General features: G+C 51.7%; 9 protein-coding genes, 16 tRNA genes and 2 rRNA genes. 3 read left to right on the plus strand and 24 right to left on the minus strand.

Features of this window, described 5'->3' with window-relative positions:
* Positions 1-427: 427 nt before the first annotated feature.
* Complete coding sequence (locus MHI24_RS11525; protein WP_340025770.1) at positions 428-1,024, minus strand: TetR/AcrR family transcriptional regulator; 597 nt, start codon at positions 1,022-1,024, stop codon at positions 428-430.
* A gap of 195 nt (positions 1,025-1,219) precedes the next feature.
* Between MHI24_RS11525 and MHI24_RS11530 the strand changes: the two genes are divergently transcribed.
* Positions 1,220-1,999, plus strand: coding sequence for a nuclear transport factor 2 family protein (locus tag MHI24_RS11530; RefSeq protein WP_340025771.1), 780 nt, complete (start codon positions 1,220-1,222; stop codon positions 1,997-1,999).
* A 91-nt stretch (positions 2,000-2,090) separates the two neighbouring features.
* On the plus strand, positions 2,091-3,242 hold the full coding sequence (locus MHI24_RS11535; protein ID WP_340026662.1) for an ABC transporter permease: 1,152 nt from the start codon (positions 2,091-2,093) through the stop codon (positions 3,240-3,242).
* A gap of 88 nt (positions 3,243-3,330) precedes the next feature.
* Here MHI24_RS11535 and MHI24_RS11540 read toward each other — a convergent pair.
* The 19 genes from MHI24_RS11540 to MHI24_RS11630 form a co-directional block, all read right to left on the minus strand.
* Positions 3,331-3,409, minus strand: a tRNA-Leu gene (locus MHI24_RS11540).
* A gap of 25 nt (positions 3,410-3,434) precedes the next feature.
* Positions 3,435-3,508, minus strand: a tRNA-Cys gene (locus tag MHI24_RS11545).
* 8 nt (positions 3,509-3,516) lie between these two features.
* Positions 3,517-3,591 (minus strand) — tRNA-Gly (locus tag MHI24_RS11550).
* A 6-nt stretch (positions 3,592-3,597) separates the two neighbouring features.
* Positions 3,598-3,672, minus strand: a tRNA-Gln gene (locus MHI24_RS11555).
* Positions 3,673-3,691: 19 nt separating this feature from the next.
* A tRNA-His gene (locus MHI24_RS11560) sits at positions 3,692-3,767 on the minus strand.
* 43 nt (positions 3,768-3,810) lie between these two features.
* Positions 3,811-3,886: transfer RNA gene (locus MHI24_RS11565), tRNA-His, on the minus strand.
* A gap of 28 nt (positions 3,887-3,914) precedes the next feature.
* A tRNA-Trp gene (locus tag MHI24_RS11570) sits at positions 3,915-3,988 on the minus strand.
* Positions 3,989-3,994: 6 nt separating this feature from the next.
* Positions 3,995-4,080: transfer RNA gene (locus MHI24_RS11575), tRNA-Tyr, on the minus strand.
* A 5-nt stretch (positions 4,081-4,085) separates the two neighbouring features.
* Positions 4,086-4,161: transfer RNA gene (locus MHI24_RS11580), tRNA-Thr, on the minus strand.
* A 13-nt stretch (positions 4,162-4,174) separates the two neighbouring features.
* Positions 4,175-4,250, minus strand: a tRNA-Phe gene (locus MHI24_RS11585).
* A gap of 53 nt (positions 4,251-4,303) precedes the next feature.
* A tRNA-Asp gene (locus MHI24_RS11590) sits at positions 4,304-4,381 on the minus strand.
* A gap of 15 nt (positions 4,382-4,396) precedes the next feature.
* Positions 4,397-4,470: transfer RNA gene (locus tag MHI24_RS11595), tRNA-Met, on the minus strand.
* Between the two features lie 29 nt (positions 4,471-4,499).
* Positions 4,500-4,575, minus strand: a tRNA-Val gene (locus MHI24_RS11600).
* A gap of 23 nt (positions 4,576-4,598) precedes the next feature.
* Positions 4,599-4,673, minus strand: a tRNA-Glu gene (locus MHI24_RS11605).
* Positions 4,674-4,702: 29 nt separating this feature from the next.
* Positions 4,703-4,792, minus strand: a tRNA-Ser gene (locus MHI24_RS11610).
* A 3-nt stretch (positions 4,793-4,795) separates the two neighbouring features.
* A tRNA-Asn gene (locus MHI24_RS11615) sits at positions 4,796-4,871 on the minus strand.
* 63 nt (positions 4,872-4,934) lie between these two features.
* A 23S ribosomal RNA gene (locus MHI24_RS11620) occupies positions 4,935-7,861 on the minus strand.
* Between the two features lie 327 nt (positions 7,862-8,188).
* Positions 8,189-9,749, minus strand: a 16S ribosomal RNA gene (locus tag MHI24_RS11625).
* Together the 16S and 23S rRNA genes with 16 tRNA genes alongside form the textbook arrangement of a ribosomal RNA operon.
* A gap of 417 nt (positions 9,750-10,166) precedes the next feature.
* Positions 10,167-11,042: a nucleotidyltransferase-like protein gene (locus MHI24_RS11630; protein ID WP_340025772.1), complete on the minus strand. Its 876-nt coding sequence runs from the start codon at positions 11,040-11,042 to the stop codon at positions 10,167-10,169.
* Between the two features lie 129 nt (positions 11,043-11,171).
* Between MHI24_RS11630 and MHI24_RS11635 the strand changes: the two genes are divergently transcribed.
* Entirely contained in the window at positions 11,172-11,537 is a 366-nt protein-coding gene (locus MHI24_RS11635) for a YgzB family protein (RefSeq protein WP_340025773.1), read from the plus strand.
* A gap of 122 nt (positions 11,538-11,659) precedes the next feature.
* Here the strand turns inward: MHI24_RS11635 and MHI24_RS11640 are convergent, their stop codons facing one another.
* The 4 genes from MHI24_RS11640 to MHI24_RS11655 form a co-directional block, all read right to left on the minus strand.
* Positions 11,660-13,381, minus strand: coding sequence for a glycosyl hydrolase family 18 protein (locus MHI24_RS11640; RefSeq protein WP_340025774.1), 1,722 nt, complete (start codon positions 13,379-13,381; stop codon positions 11,660-11,662).
* A gap of 174 nt (positions 13,382-13,555) precedes the next feature.
* On the minus strand, positions 13,556-13,987 hold the full coding sequence (gene perR / locus MHI24_RS11645) for a peroxide-responsive transcriptional repressor PerR (protein WP_340025775.1): 432 nt from the start codon (positions 13,985-13,987) through the stop codon (positions 13,556-13,558).
* A gap of 123 nt (positions 13,988-14,110) precedes the next feature.
* Complete coding sequence (locus MHI24_RS11650; RefSeq protein ID WP_340025776.1) at positions 14,111-16,036, minus strand: DUF4097 family beta strand repeat-containing protein; 1,926 nt, start codon at positions 16,034-16,036, stop codon at positions 14,111-14,113.
* 36 nt (positions 16,037-16,072) lie between these two features.
* The gene (locus tag MHI24_RS11655; protein WP_340025777.1) at positions 16,073-16,546 is read right to left on the minus strand and encodes a GNAT family N-acetyltransferase; all 474 of its coding nucleotides are present in this window, start codon (positions 16,544-16,546) and stop codon (positions 16,073-16,075) included.
* Positions 16,547-16,561: the final 15 nt, after the last annotated feature.

Consider the following 16,561-nt stretch of genomic DNA (forward strand, 5'->3'; position numbering starts at 1 on the left):
AGGTTCCAGCGTTTCCTCTGCTCTCTGGGCATAACCGCCCTTGCCGGCTTTCTCTTCATCGCCTGTTGGTATTAAATAAATAACCCCTTCCCTCCCAAGGCTCGAAGCTGCTGCTTGAAGCCTTGGGACGAAAGGGGTTGTTCGTGGTACCACCCAGGTTTACTGCAATCTCGCAATTGCAGTCTCATGAGGTACAGCCGATGCTATACCTTCAGCATGTTAACGGATGCCAGGCCGGTTGGTCCTACTTACGGGCGTGCAATCACGTTTACCGCGTTCGGTCAACAGCTCGGAGACGACACTATACTTGCGTTACGACGGAGGTTTCAGCAATCCCTCCGCTCTCTGGACATAAACGCTATGGCATAGCCTTCTCTTCTTCGCTAAATTTGTATTTTTCTGATAGTAGCACAGACTCGGCTTTTTTTCAATCAATACCGGCAGCTCTTAAGTGCCCATAGGCAACGATTCTGCTAAACTGAGATGAAACTTTATCTGCAGGAAGGGGCTCATCGCTTTTAAGCCACCAAATCACAATTCCCATGAAAGCCGATCCGAGGAATTCGATCAGCAACTCCTTGGATATCTCTGATGAGGAGTTTTCCTGGGCAGGCTTCCACCCCTCTATTAATTTACCCTTAATGATATTCTCCATTTTCGCTCGAAACGGATAGATTCGATTTTCATCAATCAACATGGAACGGTAAAAGCTCATATTTTGAGAAATATGCTCCAGTACAGTCTGCATGACTGTCTCAAGCAGAGAAATACTGAAAGGAATCATGCTGATCGGACAAAGAACGACTGCCTCCTTTAAATCGCTTAACAATTCATTCATACATGTATCTAATAAATCAGGCTTGTTTTGGTAGTGAAGATAAAATGTATTCCGATTGATCATCGCCCGGTCGGCAATATCCTGGATCGTTATCGCCTCATATCCTTTTTCCTGAATAAGCTCATCAAACGCCTTTCGAATCGATTGCTTCGTGCGCAGTATTCTTAAGTCGGTTTTTTTGTTCATTGTGTCCTTGCCTCCTCAATTTATTTAGCGCCATTAAGCGACAAAGCTAGTATGAGTTGTCCATTATACTTCAAAATTAAAAATATTGAATATTGAGCGTTATATTAACCTTTATTATAATGAGCACAAGATAAATAAACAACGACTGTTCATTATTTATCCGAATGACTAAATAACTCTAAGGAGGATTCACCAATGACATTCAACTATCAAAATGAGCTTGTACATAAGGCAATCGCCGTGCTGGAAAGTTTTGAGAGCGGCAATCCCGAAGCGATTAGGGCTAACGTTCACCCTGATCAATATATTCAGCACAACCAGGCCTTACTCGATGGCCGGGAAAACATGCTTGGTGCTCTTGATCATTTAAAGGACATGGGCACAAAGGTAAACATTAAGCGGGCGTTAGTTGATGGAAATGTTGTGGCTCTTCATTCGGTATATCATTTTCACGGCCCTAAAATCGTATTTGATATCTTCCGGTTTGAGAATGGACTAATCGTTGAACATTGGGACAATTTACAAGAGATGGTGGAAAAGACTCCAAGCAATCATACGATGATTGACGGCCCGGTTACGATTAAGGATATCGGCAAGACGGAGGCCAACAAAGCATTTGTCAAAAGCTATGTGGAAAACATCCTGCTCGGGAAGAACCCAGAGCTGCTTGCCTCTTACTTTGATGGAGATACCTACATTCAGCATAGTCCACATATTGCAGACGGCCTCTCTGGCCTTCACGCTGCTTTGCAGGCTATGAAGGAGAAAAAAGTTGAATTTCAATATACTCATATCCATCAGATCATCGGGCAAGGCGATTTTGTTCTTACCGTGAGTGAGGGTCTATTTGATGGCCAGCCTACTGCTTTCTATGATCTGTTCCGCGTACAGGATGGAAAGATCGCTGAACATTGGGACGTAATCGAGGCCATTCTGCCGGAAGAAAAGCGAAAAAATACGAACAATCGATTTTGAAGTTTGTAATAGCTAAATCGCAAAAAGACATCGCCGAATTTAATTTCAGTGGTGTCTTTCGCTTCACGAATGTAACGAGAGGAAGAAAATGATGAGAATAGTAACACAAAAAATGACGTGGCTTGGATTAGTGCTTGTTCTGATCGTGTTGACTGTATTCGGGGGAGCGATAATGGGATCAGTGCTAGGATCGAAGCCAAAAGAGCTCCCGGTGGCCCTCGTTATCCTTGACCGGCCGGCAGAGCTGGCGGCTGGAGGAACGTTTGCGGTAGGGGAAATGATCCGGAAAAAGCTGGTCTCAGACCCGGCAATGCCATTCGTCTGGCATGTCGTAAATTCCGAGGAAAAGGCCAGGGAAGGATTGGATAAACGCGAATATTACGGAGCGATGGTCATTCCGGCGGATCTGAGCAGCAGCTTACTCTCATTAGCAACTCACTCGCCGGTTCCCGCTAATGTAAAAATCATCTTTAACGAGGGTATGAACACCCAAGCCACGATGGTCATAAGACAAGCAATGGGGCAAGCGATGAAAATGATCAGCGGGGAACTGTTACAACAGCTCCTTGAGCAGATCGGACAGCAAACAGAGCAGATTCCGGTTGAAACAGCTAAAGCTTTAATGACACCGGTGAACATTCAGGAAGAAGTCGTGCATCCTCCCGGGGTGAATAGTGCGTCAGGGAATGCGCCAGGTTTGTTGACCCAGACCATATGGATCGGCAGCATGGTGACCGGTATAATCTTGTTTCTGGCTGGCCAGAAGGCGGTTGCTGCGGGTTCAAGGAGATGGACAGTCAGCGCGCTGCAGGCTATCGGGGGACTTGTGATCGTCGGCCTAGCCTCTTGCTTTACCGTATGGATGGCTGCATCTTGGTACGGCATGGAACTGGTGAACGCGAAGGAGACGTGGTTATTCCTTTGGTTGGCCGGATCGGCCTTCTTCTTGTTACAATCTTCCTTGCTGAATTGGATCGGAATCCGTGGAATACCGCTGCTCGTACTGCTGATGTTCTTCTCTATGCCGCTGCTGAACATGGCTCCAGAGTTCTTGTCAGAGACGACCCGTGATTGGATCTATTCGTGGACGCCACTGCGGTTCGCGGCAGGAGGACTTCGGGAAGTGATGTATTTCGGAGGGCTGGATGCGGTCGGCTCAAACGCCTTCGTTTTGTGGGGCGTCGCCGTGGGATTTTTGGCCCTGCTGCTCGCTTCCGGATTTAAGGCCGGTCGAGCGGCATAGGCGTCCCCTACTTCTGTTACCGGTGTAATAAATATAAGAACAGCCCATTAGATTTTCCATCTAAAGGGCTGTTCTTATTAATAAATGATACCGGCGAGAGGACTCGAACCTCCACGGTTTCCCACTCGATTTTGAGTCGAGCGCGTCTGCCATTCCGCCACGCCGGCATATATAAGTGAAACAAAAAAATAATGGAGGTGCCACCCAGATTTGAACTGGGGATAAAGCTTTTGCAGAGCTTTGCCTTACCACTTGGCTATGGCACCGAAAGAAATGGAGCGGACGACGGGAATCGAACCCGCGACCCTCGCCTTGGCAAGGCGATGCTCTACCGCTGAGCCACGTCCGCATATAATGGCTGGGGATATAGGAATCGAACCTATGAATGACGGAGTCAAAGTCCGTTGCCTTACCGCTTGGCTAATCCCCAAAATTTGCTTTGAAATAAATGGGGCGACTGATGGGTCTCGAACCCACGAATGCCGGAACCACAATCCGGTGCGTTAACCCCTTCGCCACAGTCGCCATATGAAGTTGTTGCAATACCTTAACATTCTTATAAAAGAAATGGGGCGGCCGATGGGTCTCGAACCCACGAATGCCGGAACCACAATCCGGTGCGTTAACCCCTTCGCCACGGCCGCCATGTGATTCTTTTATAGGATATTAAATTGGCAGGGGCAGCAGGAATTGAACCCACACCAACGGTTTTGGAGACCGTTGTTCTACCTTTAAACTATGCCCCTAAAAAATGGTGGAGGCTGATGGATTCGAACCACCGAACACGTACGTGAGCAGATTTACAGTCTGATGCGTTTGGCCACTTCGCTAAGCCTCCACGGATGGTGCCGGCGAGAGGACTTGAACCCCCAACCTACTGATTACAAGTCAGTTGCTCTACCAATTGAGCTACACCGGCATATTAAATTGTATGGTGGCGCGGGAGGGAATCGAACCCCCGACACAAGGATTTTCAGTCCTTTGCTCTACCGACTGAGCTACCGAGCCATAAAAGTGATTCTTTCAAGATGATTAATTCTCATCCCTGAAGCAATTAAGAATGGCGGAACCGACGGGATTCGAACCCGCGATCTCCTGCGTGACAGGCAGGCATGTTAGGCCAACTACACCACGGTTCCAAAGTAAAAGGTTAATTGCGGGGGCAGGATTTGAACCTGCGGCCTTCGGGTTATGAGCCCGACGAGCTACCGGGCTGCTCCACCCCGCGTCATTAGTAAAAATCTATTTAATTATAGATGGTGGAGGCTGAGGGGTTCGAACCCCCGACCCTCTGCTTGTAAGGCAGATGCTCTCCCAGCTGAGCTAAGCCTCCAAATGAGAACCGTATGATGATATTGGTGACCCGTATGGGATTCGAACCCATGTTACCTCCGTGAAAGGGAGGTGTCTTAACCCCTTGACCAACGGGCCATGCTGTGGAACATAATGAAGTACTGCTACGGAGAGAGAGGGATTCGAACCCTCGAGACGCTTGTGGCGCCTACACGATTTCCAATCGTGCTCCTTCGGCCAAACTCGGACACCTCTCCATATGGCTCCCCGAACAGGACTCGAACCTGTGACAACTCGATTAACAGTCGAGTGCTCTACCAACTGAGCTATCAGGGAATATACATATCAGGTCTTGATCACCTGAAAACTGAATCCGAAACGAATTTGTGTGTTAGTTTATTGGATAAGCCCTCGACCGATTAGTATTGGTCAGCTCCATGCATTGCTGCACTTCCACCTCCAACCTATCTACCTCGTCGTCTTCAAGGGGTCTTACATACTGGGAAATCTCATCTTGAGGGGGGCTTCACGCTTAGATGCTTTCAGCGCTTATCCCGTCCGTACGTAGCTACCCAGCCATGCTCCTGGCGGAACAACTGGTGCACCAGCGGTACGTCCATCCCGGTCCTCTCGTACTAAGGACAGCTCCTCTCAAATTTCCTGCGCCCACGACAGATAGGGACCGAACTGTCTCACGACGTTCTGAACCCAGCTCGCGTACCGCTTTAATGGGCGAACAGCCCAACCCTTGGGACCTACTTCAGCCCCAGGATGCGATGAGCCGACATCGAGGTGCCAAACCTCCCCGTCGATGTGGACTCTTGGGGGAGATAAGCCTGTTATCCCCAGGGTAGCTTTTATCCGTTGAGCGATGGCCCTTCCATGCGGTACCACCGGATCACTAAGTCCGACTTTCGTCCCTGCTCGACTTGTAGGTCTCGCAGTCAAGCTCCCTTCTGCCTTTGCACTCTTCGAATGATTTCCAACCATTCTGAGGGAACCTTTGAACGCCTCCGTTACTCTTTAGGAGGCGACCGCCCCAGTCAAACTGCCCGCCTGACACGGTCCCCGTACCCGCTGAGGGTACCAGGTTAGAACCTAGATACGATCAGGGTGGTATCCCAACGGCGCCTCCAGCGAAGCTTGCGCTCCGCCTTCCACGGCTCCCACCTATCCTGTACAGATCGTACCCAAATTCAATATCAAGCTGCAGTAAAGCTCCATGGGGTCTTTCCGTCTTGTCGCGGGTAACCTGCATCTTCACAGGTATTAAAATTTCACCGGATCTCTCGTTGAGACAGCGCCCAAGTCGTTACGCCATTCGTGCGGGTCAGAATTTACCTGACAAGGAATTTCGCTACCTTAGGACCGTTATAGTTACGGCCGCCGTTTACTGGGGCTTCGGTTCATAGCTTCGGGTTACCCCTAACCACTCCCCTTAACCTTCCAGCACCGGGCAGGCGTCAGCCCGTATACTTCGCCTTGCGGCTTCGCACAGACCTGTGTTTTTGCTAAACAGTCGCTTGGGCCTTTTCACTGCGGCCCCCTCGGGCTATTCACCCTACCGAGGCACCCCTTCTCCCGAAGTTACGGGGTCATTTTGCCGAGTTCCTTAACGAGAGTTCTTCCGCGCGCCTTAGAATTCTCTTCTCGCCTACCTGTGTCGGTTTGCGGTACGGGCACCTTCTCCTGGCTAGAGGCTTTTCTTGGCAGTGTGAGATCATGACCTTCGCTACTGTAATTTTCGCTCCCCATCACAGCCCAGCCTTAACAGTGTGCGGATTTGCCTGCACACCAGCCTCACTGCTTAGACGGACATCCATCAGTCCGCGTCACTACCCTCCTGCGTCACCCCATCGCTCATAGCGGATTACGGTGGTACAGTAATTTCAAACTGTTGTCCTTCGACTACGCCTGTCGGCCTCGCCTTAGGTCCCGACTTACCCTGAGCGGACGAGCCTTCCTCAGGAAACCTTGGGCTTTCGGCGGATCAGATTCTCACTGATCTTTTCGTTACTCATACCGGCATTCTCACTTGTATGCTGTCCAGCGCTCCTTACGGTACACCTTCAACCCACATACAACGCTCCCCTACCCCTGATGCAAAGCATCAAGCCATAGCTTCGGTGGTGTGTTTAGCCCCGTTACATTTTCGGCGCAGAGTCACTCGACCAGTGAGCTATTACGCACTCTTTCAATGGTGGCTGCTTCTAAGCCAACATCCTGGTTGTCTGTGCAACTCCACATCCTTTCCCACTTAACACACACTTGGGGACCTTAGCTGATGGTCTGGGCTGTTTCCCTTTTGACAATGGATCTTAGCACTCACTGTCTGACTCCCGGCAAGAAGTAAGTGGCATTCGGAGTTTGACTGAGCTTGGTAACCCTTGCGGGCCCCGCACCCAATCAGTGCTCTACCTCCACCACTCCATTCACCGAGGCTAGCCCTAAAGCTATTTCGGGGAGAACCAGCTATCTCCGAGTTCGATTGGAATTTCTCCGCTACCCCCACCTCATCCCCGCACTTTTCAACGTACGTGGGTTCGGGCCTCCAGTGCGTGTTACCGCACCTTCACCCTGGACAGGGGTAGATCACACGGTTTCGGGTCTACGCCCACATACTCAGTCGCCCTATTCAGACTCGCTTTCGCTGCGGCTCCGGCTTCTCACCTTAACCTTGCATGTTGAACGTAACTCGCCGGTTCATTCTACAAAAGGCACGCCATCATCCATATAGAGGACTCTGACTTTTTGTAAGCACACGGTTTCAGGTTCTATTTCACTCCCCTTCCGGGGTGCTTTTCACCTTTCCCTCACGGTACTGATTCACTATCGGTCGCCAGGTAGTATTTAGCCTTAGCAGATGGTCCTGCCAGATTCATACGGGGTTTCACGTGCCCCGCACTACTCGGGATCCGTCTCGGAGGGGTTAAACTTTTGGCTACAGGGCTTTTACCTCTATCGCGGGCCTTTCCAGACCTCTTCGCCTACCTTAACCTTTTGTAACTCCATGTGAGACGTCCCACAACCCCAAGGGGCAAGCCCCTTGGTTTAGGCTGTTCCGCGTTCGCTCGCCGCTACTGACGGAATCACTATTGTTTTCTCTTCCTCAGGGTACTTAGATGTTTCAGTTCCCCTGGTCTGCCTCTGCGTATCCTATGTATTCAGATACGAGTAACTGTGCATTACCACAGCTGGGTTTCCCCATTCGGACACCCCCGGATCAAAGCTTGCTTACAGCTCCCCGAGGCAGTTTCGTTGTTCGCCACGTCCTTCGTCGGCTCCTGGCGCCTAGGCATCCTCCGTGTGCTCTTAGTAGCTTAACCAATCGCTCCGGTATTGGCTTATTCGCTCATCTTGTTTTGAATAGCGCGTACGGATAAATCCGCCCGCTGGAATATTCAAAGCCAAAGGTCGCTCACAATCCAAAACCATCGCTCAGTATAACTAAAAACTTCAAACTTGCTTACACAAGTTCAGCTTAAAGGAATGTTCTAAAACGCAAATTCGTTTCGGTATCCAGTTTTCAAGGATCAAGTTGAGAGCTTAAACTCTCAAAACTGACCAACGAGTGAGTAACAGGCCTAAACCTGATTGGTGGAAGCTAAGCTTCCGATTTGAATGTCTTCATCGCAGAAGACGATTCTCCATAGAAAGGAGGTGATCCAGCCGCACCTTCCGATACGGCTACCTTGTTACGACTTCACCCCAATCATCTACCCCACCTTCGGCGGCTGGCTCCCTTGCGGGTTACCCCACCGACTTCGGGTGTTGTAAACTCTCGTGGTGTGACGGGCGGTGTGTACAAGACCCGGGAACGTATTCACCGCGGCATGCTGATCCGCGATTACTAGCAATTCCGACTTCATGCAGGCGAGTTGCAGCCTGCAATCCGAACTGAGACCGGCTTTGCTGGGATTGGCTCCACCTCGCGGCTTCGCTTCCCGTTGTACCGGCCATTGTAGTACGTGTGTAGCCCAGGTCATAAGGGGCATGATGATTTGACGTCATCCCCACCTTCCTCCGGTTTGTCACCGGCAGTCACTCTAGAGTGCCCAGCTCTACCTGCTGGCAACTAAAGTCAAGGGTTGCGCTCGTTGCGGGACTTAACCCAACATCTCACGACACGAGCTGACGACAACCATGCACCACCTGTCTCAACTTTCCCCGAAGGGCACCTGATGCATCTCTGCTTCGTTAGTTGGATGTCAAGACCTGGTAAGGTTCTTCGCGTTGCTTCGAATTAAACCACATACTCCACTGCTTGTGCGGGTCCCCGTCAATTCCTTTGAGTTTCAGTCTTGCGACCGTACTCCCCAGGCGGAGTGCTTACTGTGTTAACTTCGGCACCAAGGGTATCGAAACCCCTAACACCTAGCACTCATCGTTTACGGCGTGGACTACCAGGGTATCTAATCCTGTTTGCTCCCCACGCTTTCGCGCCTCAGCGTCAGTTACAGCCCAGAAAGTCGCCTTCGCCACTGGTGTTCCTCCACATCTCTACGCATTTCACCGCTACACGTGGAATTCCACTTTCCTCTTCTGTACTCAAGCCACCCAGTTTCCAGTGCGACCCCAGGTTGAGCCCAAGGTTTAAACACCAGACTTAAATAGCCGCCTGCGCGCGCTTTACGCCCAATAATTCCGGACAACGCTTGCCCCCTACGTATTACCGCGGCTGCTGGCACGTAGTTAGCCGGGGCTTTCTTCTCAGGTACCGTCACTCCGGCAGCAGTTACTCTACCGGACGTTCTTCCCTGGCAACAGAGCTTTACGATCCGAAAACCTTCATCACTCACGCGGCGTTGCTCCGTCAGGCTGTCGCCCATTGCGGAAGATTCCCTACTGCTGCCTCCCGTAGGAGTCTGGGCCGTGTCTCAGTCCCAGTGTGGCCGTTCACCCTCTCAGGTCGGCTACGCATCGTCGCCTTGGTGGGCCGTTACCCCGCCAACTAGCTAATGCGCCGCAGGCCCATCCCCAAGCGGCAGATTGCTCCGCCTTTCATTCTTCCCTCAGGAGAGGAAAGAGATTATCCGGTATTAGCTACCGTTTCCGGTAGTTATCCCAGTCTTAGGGGCAGGTTGCCTACGTGTTACTCACCCGTCCGCCGCTAAGCCAAGTTGGAAGCAAGCTTCCAACCAGACTCCGCTCGACTTGCATGTATTAGGCACGCCGCCAGCGTTCGTCCTGAGCCAGGATCAAACTCTCCAATTAGGTCGCCTACCGAAGTAAGCGCTTATAGAAAGAGCGATAGCTCATTTTGAAACATCTGACGAGAATTTACATTCTCTAATTTGGAATCACCAAAGTGATTTCCGATACTCACTCGTTGTTCAGTTTTCAAAGATCAAGCACATCTTTTGTCGCTTTATTTTGTCTCAGCAGCGACCTTTATAATATATCACAGCGCCCTCGTTTTAGTCAACCATTTTTTTATTTTCTTTTTGCGGCTGACTTACGAATGTCTTGCAACACATCGCAATGTCAGAGGGACGAGTTATAATTTAACATACGATCTGCGCCCAAGTCAACCCTAAAAACAAATAAAAAAAGAGAGTGCATCCCCTCTCCATTCGCTTGCAGTCATTATCTAATTATAGGACCATTTCCAACGCCAAACTCACTGCATCATTAAAGGGTATACCGGATTGCATGTCCATCTCCGGCTTCTACAGTCCAGGAGCTGATCTCCCGGATTAAAGAACGCGACACCAGCTTGCGCAACACCAGCGGCAGTTCTGCCTGTAGCTGGCTTAACCCGGAATGCTGTAGAAGCTCCTTGATGCTCCACGCCTCCTTGCGGCTGCCCAGAATACGAATCAGCATGGCACAGCAGTCAGGCATCTTGGACATCAGGGCAAATTCACAGGCCAGCAGAATCAGTTCAACCCTTTGGTCAAGCGTCTCCGTGCTGATCGTCAGTTCCTCATACAGCTTATGCACCTGGGAATTCATGCTCTTGACTTGTCCCCAAACTGCCGGCTCCGGGAAATGTCCCGCTTCGCTCACTTCAATCCGCGCCCAATGATACAATGCAATCAGCACGCAGTTGTAGGCATCCATGGTGCAGCCAGCCTCAATGTAACGCTTGGACTTAATATACATATGTAAAAAGCGGGCGAATTCCATAAACAGCACCCGTTCCTTGAGCGGCCCGTCGAACCGGGTAAGCTGCTTCCGCATCTCTTCCAGGATTCCCTTAGGGTCCCAGATGACCTCCCCGGAGATCAGGCTGGCCAGCAGTTCATTATTATCTCCCGCCATCACAGCACGTTCCAGAGCAGACAGACCCACATGCACCGATTGCGTCCGCTTATCGCCGGCAATAGTATGGGTTATGATACGTTCGGTTTCCTGTTCCTCATGCAGCATGAGGACGACCATATCATAATCGTGCAGCAGCGCACTTTGAAAGGTGTCTTCCCCTCTTTGCCGCCAGGCCACGGCTCCCAGAACATTCTCATCGAATGTCTCCCCACTGAGTAGGGTCAAATTGGACAGTTCCATACTTCCCTCCATCGAATATGGCGATTTAGCATCCAGTCAGTTATAATCTCTATAACTCATATTATTCTACATCATCATGCCAGTTCCTCCTGAATGACCGAACTATATTTCAGTAAGGAGATCACACTCATGAAATTTAAATCCGCCAAAATCAATGCCTTCCGCACCTGGGGGCTGCTGCTTACCATGGTGGGCATGGGGCTTATGATCATGGGCACCGCAGGCATTGTATTCTGGGGATCAGCAGGCAAGGTATTCGCCGGAATCGGACTGGTGATCGGCCTGATCGCTTTGATGGCCAGCATGGCCATCTATTTCTGGGCCGGAATGCTCTCAACCAGCGCCGTTCAGGTGGAATGCCCGGAATGCCATAAGCTGACCAAAATGCTGGGCAAAACCGACCGCTGCATGTTCTGTCATACGATCCTTACGACAGACCCGGCTGAGGCCACGATTACTGCCGAGCAGCTCGAAGCCCAGCAGCTTAAGCAATAACCCTATTTTAGCGGTGTTTGTTGTAATCATTTATCTACAAGAAATATGCAGCAGCATTCTTATCTTCTGCAAAAAAGGTGTTGTCCCCCTGGAGGACAACACCTTTTTATAATGAGTTAATGTTATTCTATGATGCCCTTCAACGCTTCCCAGGCCTCAGGGCTGGCGAAGCTCCGGTTCCACGCTGCCACACCGCCGAGCTTCAGGGAGCGGGCGAGCTCCACTCTCGCGGTGAGTGAGGTCTTGTCCTCGATCCATATTTTGCGCAGAGTCTTGTCTTCCTTATACTCCACGTAGTTCTGACCGGCCTTCTCATCGAATACCGGCGTCAGCTTCTTCTCGGCAATGATCTCCTTCACCGCATTCATACTGACAGCCTTTGAGCTTACCTTGGTCTTACCCTTCTCGGTGGCTTCGGTCCAGATCCGCGTGTAGAGCGGTACGCCAAGAATCAGCTTCTCCGCCGGCACCTCATCCTCCTCCAGAATCCGGTTAACCGAAGTCTTGACCCACGGCAGGGAGGCGACCGAGCCCGCTACCGGACTGGCTGCCCAGTGTTCATCATAGGCCATTACGATCAGGAAGTCCGACACTGCGCCAAGCGCCCGGCGGTCAAGGAACAGGGACCACATTTCGCTGTTGGATTTCGGGGTGACATCAATGGAGACGACCAGATTCCGGCTCTGGGCCATCGGCTTCAGCTCACGCATGAACTGGGTAACATTCGGCCCGTCCTTCGTATACACATTCTCGAAGTCGATATTGATTCCGTCCAGGTTGTACAGGTCCGCATACTTCAGCATCTGCACGATCGTGTTCATCCGCTTCTCATAAGTGGACAGAGCCTCCGTAGTGAGGTCGGGTTCGAAGCTGTTGCTCAGCAGGCCCCATACCTCCATCCCCTGGTTATGCGCCCAATCCACGTAGGCACGGTCTGCCTGGCTGCGCACATTGCCGTTCACATCAATAATGCTGAACCAGGTAGGGCTAACCACATTCACTCCCGGCAGCGCCGCGAATTTGGCCGGATTCGGCTTGCGCTCGTACACGGCTTCCCAGAACATGTTCACCGGCTTGCCCTTCCAGCTCCGCTCGGCGCGTGTAGGGGTGACGGGCTGCTTCTCTACCGCTTTGGTGCCGTCCGGGGTAATGTCACTGGCTTTGACGTAGCCAGCATAGCCATTGTCCATCTGAACAAACATCCAGTCCTCGGTCTCCGTATTCCAGATTCTGACCACCGTTCCGGGAGGCATATCCGCGAGAATCGGGGCGTGAACCGTAGCTTCACTCCGCAGCGCTTTGGTCCTTCCGCCTTCCTTGCCCTTCACCTTGCCGAGCGGCACCGATTCCCCGGCCGTCATCAGCAGAACTGCACCGGTGGCTGTGTCCTCATCAATCTCGAATCCGTACAGGTTCTCCAGTGTGTCTACCGGAAGGTAGGTGACTTTATCCTTAACCTCGGGAGCTAGACGAAGCTGCAGAGGTTCATTGTTCAGGCTTGCTGCTGTGGATGATTCCTGCATATATAATAGACTGCTGTCTGTTGAGAGAATGACGGATTTGGTCTTGTCCTCATAGCGGATGGATGAATCAACATATTCCTGCAGGAAAGGCAGCGGTAAAAGCAGGCTGTCCCCCGTTCCCGAGGCGGAATAGTCCGTAAGCTGTCCTTTGACGAAAATAGGCTTGTCCAGCCCCTTCCAATCCGGGTCCTGATGCTGGCGGTTCGGCATTACATAGTAAACAACATAAAAGGCGGCTGCGGCTATAATGACAAGTCCCAATAAGCGGCGTCCAAGACTCCCGCGCTTCTTCACGCGTCCTCGTCTCTGTCTTCTGTCCAAGATAGGTCCTCCAAACCATGTGTTTAAATTTGTAAAAGCAGGCAACGCTCCTGTTAAGTATACGCTATGCAGGTCTTAATGGTTGCGTTAATCTCTTGGAAGGGCTGTCTTATTGTAACAAAAAACGTGCAGAATCCGCAGCCGGACTCCACACGTTTATAGGTTAATTTCAGTTCAGTGCTGCTTCTCGCTGCAGCATTTGCAGACTCCGTACAGTTCCATCCGCAAGCCGTGAATCTTAAAGCCTGTAGCTGCTTCAGCATGCTGCTCCACTTCATGCAGGGCAGGATAGCTGAAATCCTCAATCTTGCCGCATTCCTGGCAGATGACATGATAGTGATCAGACACATTGGCATCAAAACGGCTGGAATTGTCACCGTAGGTCAGCTCACGGACCATCCCTGCTTCCATGAACATCTTCAGATTGTTATACACCGTTGCCACACTCATACTGGGAAACTGAGGCTCAAGCGCCCGGTAAATATCGTCAGCCGTAGGATGATTCATCGCTTCCATCAGATACGTTAGAATCGCATGACGCTGGGGCGTAATACGGACACCGGTTGTCTTGAGCTGCTCCAATGCATGTTGTACTCCACTACCCATCCATGCCACCGCCTTTGATTACAACTTAATAATAACTCTAATGTAATTGTAAGACCGTGCTTTCGTTATTGTCAACGCGCTCATTACATTATATTGATTATTATATAATAAAAATTACTTATTTCAATATTTGCTCACATTTAAATTGCTGTTGCCATCTACACGGAGCTTGAATTCACCGGTGCCGATCTGGCCGGAAATCAGCTTCTTATCGATCACAAGTCCAGGCAGATCTGTTGTAATATCCCCGTAGCCGCTGGAGCCCTCTACCGTATAATTGCCTGTGAGCGGCAGGAACAGCTCGATATCGCCCACTGCACTGTAAACTTCCCAATCGCCGCCGAAATCTGCGGACCGGACATGGATTCTGCCGTTGAGCGATTCGGCGTGCAGCTTCGCTCTCGCTCCAGCTACCTCCACATTGCCGTTCTTGGTAGATACGTCCACTGCATCGCCGCTGTCATAGGCCTTGATATTGCCGACAGCCGTCGACAGCTTCATCGCCCCGCTAACCTCCCAGGCTGACATATCACCGCCGCTTGTCCCCAGCTCCACATCACCCAGGACATTTCTGGCGCGCACTGCGCCGTTGAGCGTTTTGCCTTTGACATTCCCGAAAATGCGGTGCAGGATCAGCTCTCCGTTCCCGGTCTCCAGCGAGATGTCGGCAATGGCCTCCACATTCTGCAGCGTAATTCCGCCATTCATCGTGCGGACATTCAGGTCAAACCGCCGGTCCTCCGGCAGGGAGATATCCAGGTTGATCCGCGGCTGGCGTTTGCCGGATTCACCGTATGCCTTGCTCTGAGGGGTAATCTTGATGGTTGTCCCTTCGCTCACCTCGACAAAAGACTGGTCCGCTATCGCCTCAGCCAGCACACCATCCAGCTGATCCACCCACACCGTTGCCTTAATCTCGATATCCTCGACAGCAGCCCGGTGGATGAGAATATCTCCGTTAATCGCGTCAATGCTGACTTTGGAGGTATTCAGCTCGACCGGAACGACCAGCGGAGGCTTCTCAAATTGATGTCCCTCCGCTTCCCCGTAATCCACCGCCGCCGCCGTCAGATTTAGACTGACCCGGTTCCACAGATGCAGATAATGCTCCTGCTCGGTCACGATGAACACACAGGCGGCCAGAACTATGGCCGAGATCAGGCCCCGCAGGTCCATCCGCGCTCTGCGGACAGTACCACCCGGCTTGCTGCGGCGGGAGAATAAATAGATCAGCAGATATTCAATTCCCCAGAGCACAGGGATAACGGGCCACCATTTCAGCAGCAGCATCATATCATCCGTGCCATAGCTCCAGTCCAGGAAGAGCAGCGTTCCCACAGCGGCCAGCGTGGCCGATGCCGTATATCTGCCGATGCGCCGGCTTCTCCGCTCCTTGCCCGCGCGCGCCATCATATTCTTGGCTACTTCACGAATCCCCATGAGCACGCCCAGGCCGATTAACAGCACTGCTGCCGCAGCGCCGGCGGAGTTCTCAATGAAGGCTTGCAGCCATGGCGGCTTCTGCCGGAAGAGAAAGAGCAGCACCCCCCCGGCCAGCAGCATGACGCCGAAGGAAATCCCCGGCTCGGTGATCCTTACCCGCCGTCTTGCTGATGCTGCGGACTTAATGTCCTCCCCGTCTTCAGGGTCATGCTCTTCAGGAAAGCGCAGAATCCGGTCGGCTGCCTGAAGCGCATCAAACACGTTGTAGAAATACATTACCGGGATCAGCAGCGCCAGAAGAATCAGCAGCGGTACATTAATCTGCATTCCAATAGAAGAGAAGTACAGCAGCGCCATAATATCGAGCAGCAGCAGAAAAATAAAGGTGATGCCCTTGCGGAGCAGTCCAAGATACAAATGGCCCGCGCCGGGCAGAACTGCTGCAAGCAGTCCGGCTACAAATTTCCGTTTGCGGGGACGCCGCTTGGGCCGGGGCGGAATTTTGACCGGCTTCATTTCATCCCCAGCTTCAGACTCCTGTAATTCTGCCTCGTTCTGTTCATCCCTGACGGGATAATCCTCATGTTCCTGTTGACCGGAACTCATCCTCGGTCATCCTCCTTTCTGAATCATTTGCATCTCTCATTTCCGTCTGCCTGCCCGGTGGAATTCCAGCAGCTCTACTCCCGGAGCGACTTCCTCCGATTGAACAGGAATGAACCCGTGCTTGTTGTACAGCTTCACCGCCGGCAGATTCAGCTTCCCTGTGGAGACGATGAACTGCTCCATCTGTGCATAACGGTCAAAGATATATTCCAGCAGCCTGCCCGCTACGCCCTGCCGGAAATGATCAGGACTCACCATCATCCGGGTCACCGTAAGCTTGCCGGGGGATTCCTCCATCACCGCTACGGCGCCCAGAAGCTCCTCCGCATCATCCACACACCCATAGAACTCTTCCTTCACCCGGCTGAGCATCTCACGGGTCTCCTGCAGCGGCGGAATGTCATGGAATCCGATCATCTCCGCCTCCAGGCGGTAGGCCTTATGCTGAAGGCTCCACAGGTCATCCAGCGTGAATTCATCCTGCAGATTCAGCTTCACTATTGTATCCATTCTTGAAAGTCCCCT

The sequence above is a fragment of the Paenibacillus sp. FSL K6-1096 genome, from assembly GCF_037977055.1.
Taxonomy (GTDB): Bacteria; Bacillota; Bacilli; order Paenibacillales; family Paenibacillaceae; genus Paenibacillus_AQ.

Bases quoted from the DNA above. Each gene is read 5' to 3' on its own strand.
- MHI24_RS11525 (WP_340025770.1), bottom strand. From the start codon at position 1,024: ATGAACAAAAAAACCGACTTAAGAATACTGCGCACGAAGCAATCGATT.
- MHI24_RS11530 (WP_340025771.1), top strand. From the start codon at position 1,220: ATGACATTCAACTATCAAAATGAGCTTGTACATAAGGCAATCGCCGTG.
- MHI24_RS11535 (WP_340026662.1), top strand. From the start codon at position 2,091: ATGAGAATAGTAACACAAAAAATGACGTGGCTTGGATTAGTGCTTGTT.
- MHI24_RS11630 (WP_340025772.1), bottom strand. From the start codon at position 11,042: ATGGAACTGTCCAATTTGACCCTACTCAGTGGGGAGACATTCGATGAG.
- MHI24_RS11635 (WP_340025773.1), top strand. From the start codon at position 11,172: ATGAAATTTAAATCCGCCAAAATCAATGCCTTCCGCACCTGGGGGCTG.
- perR (WP_340025775.1), bottom strand. From the start codon at position 13,987: ATGGGTAGTGGAGTACAACATGCATTGGAGCAGCTCAAGACAACCGGT.
- MHI24_RS11650 (WP_340025776.1), bottom strand. From the start codon at position 16,036: ATGAGTTCCGGTCAACAGGAACATGAGGATTATCCCGTCAGGGATGAA.
- MHI24_RS11655 (WP_340025777.1), bottom strand. From the start codon at position 16,546: ATGGATACAATAGTGAAGCTGAATCTGCAGGATGAATTCACGCTGGAT.